Below are 13,458 nucleotides of genomic sequence, written 5' to 3' on the forward strand. Positions count from 1 at the left end.
CTTTCATTCTTTCATTAAATTTGCTTGTTCAACGTCTATATTGCCACGGCTTCTATAATATACAACCAATATTGCAAGTCCAACTCCTGACTCTGCTGCCGCAACAGTCAACACAAACATCACAAAAATTTGCCCAACTATATCATTCATAAAGGCAGAAAAAGCAACTAAATTGATGTTAATCGCCAGCAATAATATTTCTATTGATAACAGTATGTTGATTATGCTCTTACGGTTAATGAAAATACCGCACACCCCAATAGTGAACAAAACAGCAGCAACTATCAAAAAATAATTTAATCCTATTTCCATTCTACTCCTTTTCCAAATTTAGCCTTAACCAATTTTACAGATGAAGATTGTGTCAATTGCTTTAATACATTCTGTTTTTTAACTCCTTTTTTCTTGTCCTGCAAAGTAAGAGCAATTGCACCAACAATTGCAACAAGCAGCAGAATACCAGAGAGATGAAAAGCGTACATGTAGTCAGTGTAGAGCAAATTACCGATAGCTTTCACGTTATTAGTATTATAGTTTATAACATTGCTTATATTTGGTGCTGAGCTGCGGATTACAAAGCTGATGACTAGAAAAAACACAACACATAATATAGTACCAAGAGTGAAATGCTTTACAAAACCCTGGCGCAACCTTATGTAATCAATATCGAGCATCATAACTACAAAGAGGAATAACACTGCGACCGCACCGATGTATACTATCAGTACCATCATAGCAATGAATTCAGCTCCAAGGAGAATGAAAAGCACTGCAGAGTTAACGAAGGTAAAAATTAAAAATAATACTGCATTCACAGGATTTCTTACACTAATTACACAAATAGCAGATAAAATGCTAAGAATTGCGAAAAAATAAAAGAAAAAAGGCATCGATACTTTAACTGCAACAATAGTTACTAACTTAAAATAATTATTGCCGTAAAGTCAATATTATATTAAACGTTTAAAAACATTGTACTACAAGCTTCAGCTCCATTTTAAATAGAGCATTTTCTCAGTAATGCAATAAACACTCTTGACGGTTTTAATTTATTAACTTATAGTATATGTATATTAATAGTTAGTGATGGCTCAAAATGTATAACATATTTGGTTACTTCAAAACTTGTGACAAGCAAAGTAAAAAATTAAATAGAGAGAGTTATCAATATACCACAAGAGATTATGTGAAAATTTACTTCAATAACACACTAGCCAGTTTAGGTAGATCATGGAGAGAATTTAAAGAAGAAGCATATGAGTTTATATATGATATCGGATCTTGGTTGAAATAAACATATGAAAATCTCACTGAACGACCTGAAATGCATAACTTCTATATTCCAGAAGAACTTCCTGTTAAAGCTGAGGAAATAGAGATGAAGGAACTGAATCGTAAGTCTAAGCCATTCCAAACTCCACCTATCCACCCAACAAGTAGAAGCTCTAGTGCCAACACCTCAAATCAAGTTGTTGTTACTCTACATACAGCTGAAGCTACTAAAACAAGATAGATACAAAACCTACGTTTAAATATGTAGTACTTGAGTGAAGTATTCTTTAAACTGTTCTATTCAATAAAATCTTTACAATATTTGGATCATAGGTTTAACTTTACGAAGTCATAGTCTATAGGGCTTCAATGAACGATTATCTCTCACTGCTAAATCCAGAGCAACAATTAGCTGTAACTAACGTAAATGGACCAACTTTGATACTAGCAGGAGCCGGAACAGGAAAAACAAGAACGATCACTTCAAGGATAGCGCACATAATTCGAAATGGCTACGCTTACTCCGATGAGATCTTAGCAGTTACATTCACGAACAAAGCAGCAAATGAAATGATATCAAGAGTGCTTGAACTTACGGGCACAAATATACCATGGCTTGGCACCTTCCACGCAATTGCAGCAAAAATTTTACGTCATCATGCTGAAATTGTGGGCTTAAATTCCAATTTCACAATCATTGGTGTGGATGATCAATTACAGGTAATAAAAAATATTATCGATGAAATAAATCCTGATTACCTATCGGAAAAATGTAAGACCATTATGAATATTATTCAGCAATGGAAAGAGAAGTGCTTATTGCCATCTGAAGTGGAAGATATTCAATCATTTAGGCCAGTATATGTAACTGCACTCAAGGTCTATTACCAGTATCAGGAAAGGTTAAAATTCCTTAACTCTGTCGATTTCGGTGACCTACTGCTATACAATATACAACTTTTTAATCAAAAGACCGAAATTTTGTCCTACTACCAAAACAAGTTTAAATATATCATGGTAGATGAATATCAAGACACAAATGCAATACAATATCTTTGGCTAAAATACCTTGCAAAAGAGCACTCAAATATTTGTTGTGTAGGAGATGATGATCAATCGATATACAGTTGGCGTGGTGCAGAAGTTGAAAATATTTTGAAGTTTTCTGATGATTTTAAAAATGCAAAAATCGTAAAATTAGAATGTAACTACAGGTCAACATCACATATACTTGCAACTGCATCATATATTATCAATCACAATAAGACTCGATTAGAGAAAAAGTTGTGGACAACAAATATTGAAGGAGAAAAGGTAAGTCTAATAAAATTGTGGGACGGAAAAGCTGAAGCAAGGTTTATAAGCGAACAGATATTAAAGCTCAACAAATACAAATTTAGTGACATTGCAGTGCTGGTTAGGGCCACTTTTCAAACTAGAGTTCTCGAAGAGTATTTTATAAAATACTCAATTCCCTATAGGATTATAAGTGGCGTAAAATTCTACGAACGTCAAGAAGTAAGGGATATAATCGCACATTTAAGGCTTGTGACAAATAATAACGATGACCTTGCCTTTGAAAGGATCGTAAATCGTCCAAAAAGAAGTATAGGAGCTACAACTCTCAAGAAGATATACACAACTGCCCAAGATAACAAGACTTCTTTTTTTGAAGCAGCAAAAATATTAGTTGATGGTAATCAGGTGACTGAGAGAATAAAACTCTCACTAAATGATTTTTTAAATAAAATTAAAGCTTGGGAAGAAATAGTAAGCGTAAAACCGCTGCATGAATTCGTTAAAATCGTAGCAAATCAATCAGGATATATGGAAATGCTTGAGAATGAAGGAGTGACGGGTTTAGCGCGAATAGAAAATGTTAAAGAGCTCATTGCATCTTTGAAGAATTTTGACAGCGCTATAACCTTCTTGGAGCACATTAGTTTGGTGATGGAAGTGGATAATATGAATAGCGATGACAATGTATATGTTATGACTCTTCATGCAGCTAAAGGGCTTGAATTCCCGTGCGTGTTTTTACCTGGTTGGGAAGAAGGATTATTTCCTCATCAAAGATCTTTTGAAGATAAAAGTGGTAAAGCTTTGGAAGAAGAGAGAAGACTTGCATATGTTGGCATAACCAGAGCCAAAGAAAGGTTAGTCATTTCATGTGCAGATAGGAGGGAGATTAATAATCAGTGGCAACCAATGCGCACTTCTCGATTTATTAAAGAACTGCCAAGAGAAAATGTTGAGGTGATCAAGAATAGCGCCTACTGTTGAAGCTATAACTGCAGTTCTTACGACAAACACATCTAAATTACTTCAATTATATATTTCTCCTGACAAAAATTCTCTGATGGTCTTAAATAAAATTTTCAGTGAATGATTATCAGACATATTGTGCTCTGCTGATTTTATTAAGTGTACTTCAACGTCTGTTGACTTAATTTTTTCAGCTAAATTCAATGAAGTTTGATAAGGAACATCTTTATCATTAATGCTATGCAATAAGCGCACAGGACAGTTTATATCTATTGTTTCTTGATTTAAAAGGAGATTCTTTCTGCCATCCTCGATCAAATTTTTAGTGATTTTGTACGCGCAGTACCCTGAAGTAAAATCTATTACACCTTTAGAACACAGCTCTTCTTTTTGCTTATCTGATAATTGCTTAAATATTAAATCTTCAGTGAAGTCAGGAGCAGACGATATACCAATTAGCGCTGCAATTTTTTCTGGAAATTGAAGGGCAGTGAGCAGCATCAGCCATCCACCCATACTTGAGCCTATAATTATTTGTTTGCTGCTAGTTAATTCGCTTATCACTTTAGCACAATTTTTTTGCCAATCACTTATTGTATAATCAGCGAAGTCACCGCTTGAATTACCGTGACCAAAATAATCAAAGAGCACAAGTGCTACGTCATTTTCTTGGCAAAATTTGTAAATAGTAGTTGCTTTAGTTCCATCCATATTGGATGCAAAACCACTAAGAAAAACTATAGAAGCCTTCTTTCCTTGTAGCTTTCGATATGCTATATGGCCATTACTTCCATCAAGTAATTTACAATAATTCATACTACTTTGGCAAGGCAACCGGACTATCGCTCATCGAACGCAAATAGCTGACTAGATCTGCAATTTCTTGTGGATTGGAAATGCCTGCAAATGCCATACGTGTACCTTTTATATAGGCTTTTGGATTTTTTAAAAAAGTAAATAATTCTTCATATTCCCATTTTCCACCTTTTTCAAACAGTGCTTTTGAGTAATTGAACGAACTGCCAAGATGGGCCTTTTTATTTCCAACTACGTTCCACAAATTTGGTCCTACTTTATTCATTCCACCTTTCTCAAAACTGTGGCAAGCTATACATTTTTTTGCTGCTGACTTCCCCTTTTCAAAGCTAGCATTTTGCATGAGCTCCCCAATATCAAGTGCCACTTGTTCAATCTTTTGCTGAGGCCCATTTCTGGCTGCTACTATTGTTTGGTGTTCAATTTTATAATCCTCTGGGTTATAGAGCGTATCAACTACATTACTAACTATCATAATTATTAATCCAGAAAGTAAAATCGATGCTGCAATCTTATTAAGCTCCATAGTTAATTCTTATCAAGTAGTGTTACTTAAATTATGCAAATATTTTTGCAAACAGCAAACAATTACCTTAATGTCGCCAAAGATGGAAATTTCTACTACTTAGCTAAGTTAGGAGACTGCAATTCTACTTCTATCGGAGTAACTTGTGGTTCAATTACATAATGATCTGGAATAACATATTCAAATAGATTTCCTGCAAACTTGTCTGCAATGATTGAAACTGAAACCACTGCTATAATGTTCGTTTGCTTGACCTAAGATTCAGGAGCATTTAAACTGAACTTTATACAGTACTAAAAATGATAGGAAATCTAAGCGGAATAGTTGATGAAGTGTGCAGCGATCACATAATCCTGAATGTGAATGATGTTGGCTATATAGTGTATCTTTCAGCCAAAATTTTAAGTGCTTGTTCAATCGGAAGTAGAGTAAAATTACTTATCGACACTTATGCAAATAGCAGAGAAAACGTTGCTCAGCTATATGGCTTTATAAGTAAAGAAGAACAGCAGTGTCTGCGTTTATTAGTTAAAGTGAGCGGTGTCAGCTATAGAACCGCAATGTCAATTTTGAGCAAATTAACTCCAGAGCAACTATTTTTGGCAATTATAAATGAGGATAAACTAGCACTTAAGGTGAGTGGACTTGGCCCGAAACTCATAAATCGAATTATTACTGAGCTGAATGGCAAAGTAAGTAAATTAGAGATAAATAACAATCATTTTCACTCAATTAGTGAAGATGCTCTTTCAGCCTTGATCAATCTTGGATATGAAAGAACAAAAGCTTATGATACAATAAAAAAAATAGAAGATGAATCACCAAACTTGGACACTAAAGATATTATTCGTATGGCGCTTAAAACAATATGAAGTCAATATCATGTAGTAAGGAATACTCTGAAGATGTACGTAATTTAAATATCAGGCCTGAGCAACTTGATGATTTTGTCGGGCAAAAAGATTTAATACAAAATTTAAAAGTGTTTATAAATGCTGCACAGACGAGAGCTGAAGCTTTGGATCACGTATTACTCTATGGTCCTCCAGGGCTTGGTAAAACAACTTTAGCACAAATTGTCTCTAAGGAGTTAAGGGTTAGCTTTCGTGCAACTTCTGGTCCATTGCTTAGTAAAGCTGGGGACTTAGCTGCAGTGCTCACTACTTTAAATGCAAAAGATGTTCTATTTATCGATGAGATCCATAGATTAAATCGTAGCATTGAGGAAGTTTTATATACTGCTATGGAAGATTTTTGCCTAGATATACTAGTAGGTGAGGGCCCATCTACCAGAACTTTAAGAATAGATTTACCACCATTTACACTGATTGGGGCAACAACACGGCTTGGACTGCTTTCTGCACCGCTGAGGGATCGTTTTGGTATTCCCCTGCATCTTGAGTTTTATTCTTTTGAGGAACTGATTGATATTATCAAAAGAGGTGCACGAGTTCTTTGTGCTGAAATCGAAAAGGATGCTGTGCAGGAAATTGCCTGCCGCGCCCGTGGTACTCCAAGAATTGCTTTGAGATTACTCAGAAGAATAAGAGATTTTGTTGAAGTAAAAGATGATAAAAAAATTACCTGTAAAATTGCCAGTTCTGCACTATCAAAATTGGGTATAGATAAAATGGGACTAAATAAATTAGATATGGATTATCTGAGATTTTTGTTTAACACCTCAGGACCTATTGGAATTGACACCATATCTATTGCACTATCTGAAGATGTTGGCAATATTGAAGAAACAGTAGAACCTTATTTAATCAAGGTCAGTTTCGTAAAGCGCACACCAAGAGGACGTGTTTTAACTGATCAAGCAAAGGAATATCTCAGCATCAATTCAGTGGTATGCTAGCATTATAACATATTTAGTACATTGTATAATATTACACTAACACTATAATATTCTCTTAGTTATATGCTTTGCGGGTGTTTTAAAGGCAAATAAGAAAGTCTTCTATTATAGTGAATATGTTCTTGAAAGATTATGTAATATATGATAGGCTGTATGTAGTATAAATGTAAAAATATCAATAAATTATTAATACTTTTTAAGATTAATACTTATTAAATACTTCATATTGTAAGATTGAGTTATTGTGTTTTATAGACTTAAGATAAAATGGTAAAAATCTTTCTAAACACTTATAGAAACAGTAATTTAATTAATGGAGAAAAAGCAATGGAAAATTTTTTAATCAATAACACCGAAGAGGACGGTAGCTCAATCTTCATTAATCGAATTAGGGAGCAAGATCTCTCTGCAGAGCAGAAGCTTAATGAATTAAAAGGATTCATGGAGGAGCTTGCTAGGAAAGCTGAGCTCAAGAGAATAGAGCTTGAGCGTCAGGCTGCGAGTTGCATTGATGAAACATTATCTCAAGTAGAGCTAAAGATAAGAGATAATGAGGATTACTTTACTGATAATAATCAAGGGGTATTCGCAAATTTCTTTGAATCCCTCTTTAATCTTTTTGAAGTAAATGTAGATCCGAAAGTCTACAAAATGCTCAAGGAGAAGAAAGAGAAAAATCTGTTTCTTTCGATAATTAAGTTTTTGCGTGATAAGCTTAAGGAATTAGTTAAAAAGATCTTCAAAAAAGATTTAAGTTGGGATAAAAGGCTAGACAAAGAGATAAAAGAATTGCAGGAGAAATTACTAAGTGGTGGGTTATCTCCGGAAGAGGAAATAGCAATACTCGAACGTTTGCAAGCGTTGCAAAATTTAAAATTGAAGCTGCAAACTTTTCTCGTGGGCTCAGTCATTGCAATGTTTGCAGAAATTTTTGCAGTTGATTTAGCAGCAGTACTGGAACAAAATGCAACCGAGAAAAAGGAAGACAAAAAAGCAGAAGCAAAAGAAGTTCATCAAGAAATAGAAACAAAAGTGAATGAAGTTGCGCCAGTTCACCTATTTAATTTTTCATCTCAAGTTCCAATGCCAATCACTCTGAATAAGCAAGAACGTGCTATTTTACCAAAGCCTATAGAAAAATTAGTAGACACTCTACCTAAACCTGTTATAAGCGACAAAGATAGTGAAGTACAAAAACTGGAAAAAATGAATAAAGAAGAGAAAAATGAAAAACCAAAGCTAGCTGTCTGTCCACCTGCTCCACGGCAAAAGGAATACAGGAGAATTAGAAGAAACAACACATTAAAGGATGTTTGTGGGAAGAAACACAAGAGAAAAGAGTTTTCTAATGATAGTAAGCAAAAGTCTAATGCTTCTATGGAACTGCCAGGAGGATTAACTGATGGTGTAAGAGTTGAAAACCACGCTTCTTCAGTCAAAGAGAGAGGTGTGTAAAGGTTCTCTCTCTTTTTATCATTCCAGACTGGTTTTTTATCTGGATTCCAGCATCAAGTGCTGGAATGACATGGCGGACAAGTAGCTCTCTCTTGTCATTTCAGTAGCCCCTTTGTTGTCATCTCAGTGCCTCCTCTCTTGTCATCCAAGTAGCTGACACTGGGATCCAGGAACTTAGTTTAAAAAAGTTGTCATTTCAGTCTAGGATCCATTTTCTCTTCTAGATTCCAGACTGGAATGACATCGTCTTGAATAAAATTTGAATGAAAACCGGTCTGTCATTCAGGTAGCCCTTCATTTTCATTCCAGTGCCTCCTTTGATGTCATCCCATTACCTCCTCTCTTGTCATCCCAGTGCGTGACACTGGGATCCAGAGAACTTAGTTTAAAAGAGTTGTTATTTCAGTTTAGGATCCATTTTCTCTTCTAGATTCCAGACTGGAATGACACCGTCTTGAATGGAAGCCAGTGCCAACGATGCGCCATATTGCAATGTTCGTACAGTTGTGTACTCAGACACTGTCATCCAGACACAATTTCATCATATAAATCTTTCCATTCTTGATTTGTTTTTTCAATTAAGTTTATTTTCCATTTTCTCTGCCAGCTTTTTAGGAGTTTTTCTCTACTAATTGCTAAGTTTATTTCTTGAAATTCTTCAAAATAGACTAGTTTACAAACATTGTACTTTGACGTGAAACCAGAGATGGCTTTGCTTTTGTGTTCCCAAATTCGTTTAGTCAAATTTGATGTTATACCTGTATATAGGGTTCCATTGCGTTCACTTGCAAGTATATAAATATAATAACTTTTCATATATAATAAATAAGTTTACTAGATTCCAGTGTCAAGCACTGGAATGACATTAAAGGAGCTACTTGATGACACCAAAGAGGCTACTTGAATGACAAGAGAGGAAGTACTGGAATGACATTGTCTTGAGTGCATAATGCACCAAAGGTTGTGTACCAAAAAGGTGTCATACCAATTTTAAAAGGCTGTCATGCAAGTGGCCCCTCCGTTGTCATCCAAGTAGCTGACACTGGGATCCAGAAAACTTAGTTTAAAAAAAGTTGTCATTCCAGTTTAGGATCCATTTTTCTTCTAGATTCCAGCATCAAGTGCTGGAATGACATGGCGGAATGTCATCTAAGTAGCTCTCTCTCTTGTCATCCCAGTCTGGAATCCAGGAGTATAAAAATGGTGAATAAAATTTATGTTAAAAAACTGCTTGTGCTAATAATTGATTCTTAATATACTCATTACATAATAATTTAATTTAGAGGTTGATATGCATGGTAACAATGGTTCAGGAAAAAGAGTATTTGATAATACTGCTCCAGGAGGAGGAAGGGTTGATCGGAGCAAAGTAGATCCAAAGAAAATAGATGATTTTAGAGACATGATTAGACGTGAAGAGGAAAGAAAGAAAAATCAATCTAGTGGTCAGGGCAGCAGTAGGAGTGGTAAGTAATTATGTTGGTTAATTAGAGAGGTGGCGTTATGCCTAATAAAAGTAAAATAAATCGAGAATTAGTAAAAGCGTTTAATAGTGTTCTTCTTTTTGATAATACTGCTATTACTAATCTCACTATAGAAAAAGATCATGTTGTTCTCTCATTTGATAAAGATATGAATATTGGTCAGTGCAAAGACTACTTGAAAAATATGAGAGAGAGTATAGTAGGAAAGTTTTGTGGAGATAATGAAGATGAGGATGAAAAAGTTTTTGTCGAAAAGGCTGCCAATGATCTTTTTTATACAGACTCTTTTCCTTTTAACTTTAATCAAGGAAAATGGACTACAGATAATAGCAGACATAGGTTTTCAGTGCCAATTGAAAAAGAGGTAGTTTGTAATCTAAAATATTTGCTAGCTAATGAACTTATAAGATTCACAATAGAAAGTATTATAGACGATCATCCTAAAGGTCCAGATTATGTGGAAAAAAATGTATATGATGTGGGTTTTGACAGAAAATCTTATTTATACTGTAAGGGCTTTGATAAGCGAGAATTAAAAGAATCTTTTGTAGAATTATTCTCATCGAGAATGGAAGGTTATGAAAATAGTCCTAAAAATTTTAAGGATTTTTTAGAAGAGAAGGGGCATTATGTATATTTAAAGAAAGGCGTTTTTGATGATCTTAAGTTTGTTCAAGACATAGTAAAGCGTAGAGCATCATCGATATGTCGTTGTTTTGATACTCCAAAAGACGAGATTGGAGTTACTGACATGCTGAAATTTGCAGTGGTTAATTTGTTTCGTAAAGCAAACATATCAGTTGTTGAAACGGAGCGTGCATCTTACTCAGACAGTGACGAAGATTCAATTTTAATTCCTATTGTAAGTGGTAGTAATGGTGATAGATATTTAACAAAAGAAGAAGCGGAGCACGTTAATAATGTATTTGGTATGGTTATATTAAATAATGTTGAGGGTCATGTTTCACAGAAATTGGAATCGGACAATCAAGGATTGTATGCAATAGATTGTGCTAACCCAGACATTGCTTACTGTGTGATGGATAAGATCATAGAGAGCTCTGTAATCAACAAAGATCATAAGCTATCCATTGATCCTGCGCGTGTGCCAGCTATGAAACCACAAACTCTTGCCCCAAACGCAAGCAAATTCCTTAGTCACGACTACTATGGTGGAGATAAAGGTGGGGATGATGCTTCGGCTAAAGATAGTGGCTTTGGCCAATCTTCAGCACGATCTTCTTTTAATGATAAGCCCAAACCAATACTTGACCAACCGTCTGTATTACAATCTGAACAGTGTTCTACAAAAAAGCGTACATCAGTTGGTAAAAACACAAGTTGCTGTATTTCATAGATAAAGAAAATTAGACTATTTGAGGACTAATTGTGAATGAAAGTTTATGTATCCGTTTAGATGTATGTGAGACCAGTGCTTTCTTTCTTGTCATTAAAGTAGCTTCGTCATCCCAGTGCATGACACTTGGATGACAACATCATAAAGTAAACCAGTACTTGGATGAACTGGCAAAAATTGCTCTTAAATCACAAGTTCGTACAGTCATGGTGCTTCTTTAAGAAGCATCATTTGCTAATGTTTTGAAGCTTTAATGCTTATTATACGCATGTATTTTTTGTTGCATCCCATCTTTTACCATCAGGGCAAGCAGTTGCACCATCTTTACAAATCACACCACCTGGTACTATTTTTGAAACAACTACAGGTGCACCAAAAAACACAGCAGTAAATGCACCAAGTGCAAAAAGCGCTGGCCATGGCATTCTGCCAAATATTGCAAGCAAAGCTGCACCTATTATCACTATTGTAATCATAGGTCCTCCTATACCGTGAGTATAGCCTACTATTTTGCATATTGTATTGGTTGTTGCATCATCAGTAACATCAGCAGCAAAAGCATTATCAAATGCAAAGGAAAGAATTAAAGCTACAAGTAGAAGAAAATTTTTCATTATGCCTCCGTATTTAACGCTGAATTATCTATCATTTTGATTAAATTTAAGTAAACGGTGAGGATTTTTTGCTTAAAAGTATGCTTTATTTCATTTAGAATACTTTTCTTAGTTTATTTATATTACAAGTGCTACAGAAATTTTATAGCATCGTTTATTGCCTTTATCGTGCTTTGATTGACACAATTTACAATGATGGAGTGGAGCACGCAGGGTATCTATCATTTTTAATTCTGTTATCAATATTTCCTTTTCTTATTGTTTTAATGGCTGTGGCGTCAACATTCGCAAATTTCTTAGATCAATACAATGTCGGCTGGGCATTTATTATTGATAACATGCCACAGGATATTTTATCATCTTTAATGCCGCGTATTAGGGAGATAATATCAGGCCCTCCGCAAAGCTTATTAACCTTGGCAATTGTAGGCGCTGTTTGGACTGCCTCATCGACAATTGAAGGATTTAGAACAATACTCAATAAGGCCTATAAAATTCCAGTTTCGCCACCTTATATCTTGAGAAGAGTGCTCAGTATATTACAATTTTTAGTGATCACACTCATTATAACTCTAACTATAGTGTTCTCTACATTAGTGCCAATGCTAATTGATTTTTCTTACCAAGGGCTAAGTTATACTAGATATTTACTTATTGAGTTTGTGCTTTTTACTATAGTATCTTGGCTATATTTTACATTGCCAAACATAAAACAAAACTTATCAGACGTATTTCCCGGATCTTGTGTGGCTGTTATTCTTTGGACGATCTCTGCTTCAGCTTTCAAACAATATTTAAAAGCTTCCTTTGACCAACTGAATTTGATATATGGAAGTTTAGGTGGTGTGGTAGTATCGTTACTATTTTTTTATGTGCTAAGTTTGATTTTTATATATGGAGCAAAATTTAATTTTCAGCTAAAATATTTCAATGAATCTTGCTAAGGAGAAAGAAATGGGTAACTTAGAAGGTAAAATAGCTTTAATTACCGGGGCTTCAGATGAAATAGGCTCTTCTGTCGCAAAAAAATTTGTAAAAGAAGGTGCATCTGTGATTCTGATTTCCAGATCTCTTGATAATCTTAAGTCACTATACAACGAAATTGAAGAGCTTAGAGAAGACTCTGTAAAACTAATTCAACTTGATCTTTTGGATTTTGAGAGCGTAAAAGTACTGCCAAACATGATAGAAAGCCTGAAATTATCAAAATCTGGAGCACTTGATATACTAGTTGCGTGTACTGGAATTTTAGGAAAACTTAATCCCATTCACGACTATGAGATTGAAGATCTACAGAACATAATGAATACAAATTTCACTGCCAGTTGGTACTTGCTAAAAAATTTAGATCCAATTCTAAAAAAATCTAATGCTGGAAGGGTAATATTCATGACCTCAGAGGTGACACTTTCTCCTTCCTCCTATCCATATTGGATGCCGTATGCTGCAAGTAAAGCTGCACTAGAAATAATGGTGCAGATATATGCATCTGAGACAAAACATACGAATTTGTGCGTAAATGCTGTATATTCGGAAGGTCCTGTCGATAGTGAAATGTACAAGCAAGCATTTCCTGGAAAAGATACATCTGAATTGATACCACCTGATAAACTGACAGACAAATTTGTGGAACTTGCTTCTGAAGATTGTAGCATATCAGGACAAATTTTACCACTTAGTAAATCTCCCGAATAAATTACCATAGTATCTGCAAAGATACCGTTAAGCCTAAAGGTAGTTAGGTTTAATAAAAATTCACATATACAGGAAAGATTGGTAACATTATTTGAGTCGAGACTATTATTGTAATT

15 protein-coding genes and 1 pseudogene are annotated in these 13,458 nt (G+C 34.8%); 9 read left to right on the top strand and 7 right to left on the bottom strand.

Annotation, left to right across the window (positions count from 1 at the left end):
* Positions 1-3: 3 nt before the first annotated feature.
* Together nuoK and BWZ41_RS02315 are read right to left on the bottom strand one after the other, a co-directional pair.
* Positions 4-312 (bottom strand): NADH-quinone oxidoreductase subunit NuoK, encoded by a 309-nt coding sequence (gene nuoK / locus BWZ41_RS02310; protein WP_143689273.1) that lies wholly within the window; start codon positions 310-312, stop codon positions 4-6.
* A complete protein-coding gene (locus BWZ41_RS02315) occupies positions 303-890 on the bottom strand; it encodes an NADH-quinone oxidoreductase subunit J (protein WP_143689274.1) in 588 nt (195 codons plus the stop codon). Before BWZ41_RS02315 ends, nuoK begins: the two co-directional genes overlap by 10 nt.
* 206 nt (positions 891-1,096) lie before the next feature.
* On the opposite strand from BWZ41_RS02315, the pseudogene BWZ41_RS08650 reads away from it, so the two are divergent.
* A pseudogene (locus BWZ41_RS08650) lies at positions 1,097-1,513 on the top strand (WD_0964 family protein).
* 128 nt (positions 1,514-1,641) lie between these two features.
* Positions 1,642-3,555, top strand: a complete 1,914-nt coding sequence (locus tag BWZ41_RS02325) for an ATP-dependent helicase (RefSeq protein WP_143689275.1) — start codon at positions 1,642-1,644, stop codon at positions 3,553-3,555.
* Between the two features lie 42 nt (positions 3,556-3,597).
* Here the strand turns inward: BWZ41_RS02325 and BWZ41_RS02330 are convergent, their stop codons facing one another.
* The 3 genes from BWZ41_RS02330 to BWZ41_RS08255 form a co-directional block, all read right to left on the bottom strand.
* Complete coding sequence (locus tag BWZ41_RS02330; protein WP_143689276.1) at positions 3,598-4,353, bottom strand: alpha/beta hydrolase; 756 nt, start codon at positions 4,351-4,353, stop codon at positions 3,598-3,600.
* A gap of 1 nt (position 4,354) precedes the next feature.
* Positions 4,355-4,879, bottom strand: a complete 525-nt coding sequence (locus BWZ41_RS02335) for a c-type cytochrome (RefSeq protein ID WP_143689277.1) — start codon at positions 4,877-4,879, stop codon at positions 4,355-4,357.
* A gap of 95 nt (positions 4,880-4,974) precedes the next feature.
* On the bottom strand, positions 4,975-5,109 hold the full coding sequence (locus tag BWZ41_RS08255) for a hypothetical protein (RefSeq protein ID WP_264336485.1): 135 nt from the start codon (positions 5,107-5,109) through the stop codon (positions 4,975-4,977).
* 69 nt (positions 5,110-5,178) lie between these two features.
* Here BWZ41_RS08255 and ruvA point away from each other — a divergent pair, with 69 nt between their 5' ends.
* The 3 genes from ruvA to BWZ41_RS02350 all read left to right on the top strand — a co-directional run bounded on the left by ruvA (position 5,179) and on the right by BWZ41_RS02350 (position 8,192).
* The gene (ruvA, locus tag BWZ41_RS02340) at positions 5,179-5,751 is read left to right on the top strand and encodes a Holliday junction branch migration protein RuvA (RefSeq protein ID WP_143689278.1); all 573 of its coding nucleotides are present in this window, start codon (positions 5,179-5,181) and stop codon (positions 5,749-5,751) included.
* Complete coding sequence (gene ruvB, locus BWZ41_RS02345) at positions 5,748-6,737, top strand: Holliday junction branch migration DNA helicase RuvB (RefSeq protein WP_143689279.1); 990 nt, start codon at positions 5,748-5,750, stop codon at positions 6,735-6,737. The genes ruvA and ruvB overlap by 4 nt, the downstream gene beginning before the upstream one ends.
* 267 nt (positions 6,738-7,004) lie before the next feature.
* On the top strand, positions 7,005-8,192 hold the full coding sequence (locus BWZ41_RS02350; RefSeq protein ID WP_143689280.1) for a hypothetical protein: 1,188 nt from the start codon (positions 7,005-7,007) through the stop codon (positions 8,190-8,192).
* 522 nt (positions 8,193-8,714) lie between these two features.
* On the opposite strand, the gene BWZ41_RS02355 is transcribed toward BWZ41_RS02350, so the two are convergent.
* Complete coding sequence (locus BWZ41_RS02355; protein ID WP_139686762.1) at positions 8,715-9,008, bottom strand: GIY-YIG nuclease family protein; 294 nt, start codon at positions 9,006-9,008, stop codon at positions 8,715-8,717.
* A 475-nt stretch (positions 9,009-9,483) separates the two neighbouring features.
* Between BWZ41_RS02355 and BWZ41_RS02360 the strand changes: the two genes are divergently transcribed.
* Complete coding sequence (locus BWZ41_RS02360) at positions 9,484-9,666, top strand: hypothetical protein (RefSeq protein WP_143689281.1); 183 nt, start codon at positions 9,484-9,486, stop codon at positions 9,664-9,666.
* Between the two features lie 29 nt (positions 9,667-9,695).
* Positions 9,696-11,033, top strand: coding sequence for a hypothetical protein (locus BWZ41_RS02365; RefSeq protein ID WP_143689282.1), 1,338 nt, complete (start codon positions 9,696-9,698; stop codon positions 11,031-11,033).
* Positions 11,034-11,293: 260 nt separating this feature from the next.
* Here the strand turns inward: BWZ41_RS02365 and BWZ41_RS02370 are convergent, their stop codons facing one another.
* A complete protein-coding gene (locus tag BWZ41_RS02370) occupies positions 11,294-11,647 on the bottom strand; it encodes a TrbC/VirB2 family protein (RefSeq protein ID WP_143689283.1) in 354 nt (117 codons plus the stop codon).
* A gap of 128 nt (positions 11,648-11,775) precedes the next feature.
* Here BWZ41_RS02370 and BWZ41_RS02375 point away from each other — a divergent pair, with 128 nt between their 5' ends.
* Complete coding sequence (locus tag BWZ41_RS02375) at positions 11,776-12,591, top strand: YihY/virulence factor BrkB family protein (protein WP_143689284.1); 816 nt, start codon at positions 11,776-11,778, stop codon at positions 12,589-12,591.
* Positions 12,578-13,342: an SDR family oxidoreductase gene (locus BWZ41_RS02380; RefSeq protein ID WP_143689285.1), complete on the top strand. Its 765-nt coding sequence runs from the start codon at positions 12,578-12,580 to the stop codon at positions 13,340-13,342. The genes BWZ41_RS02375 and BWZ41_RS02380 overlap by 14 nt, the downstream gene beginning before the upstream one ends.
* Positions 13,343-13,458: the final 116 nt, after the last annotated feature.

The sequence above is a fragment of the Wolbachia endosymbiont of Nilaparvata lugens genome (assembly GCF_007115045.1).
Lineage (GTDB): Bacteria > Pseudomonadota > Alphaproteobacteria > Rickettsiales > Anaplasmataceae > Wolbachia.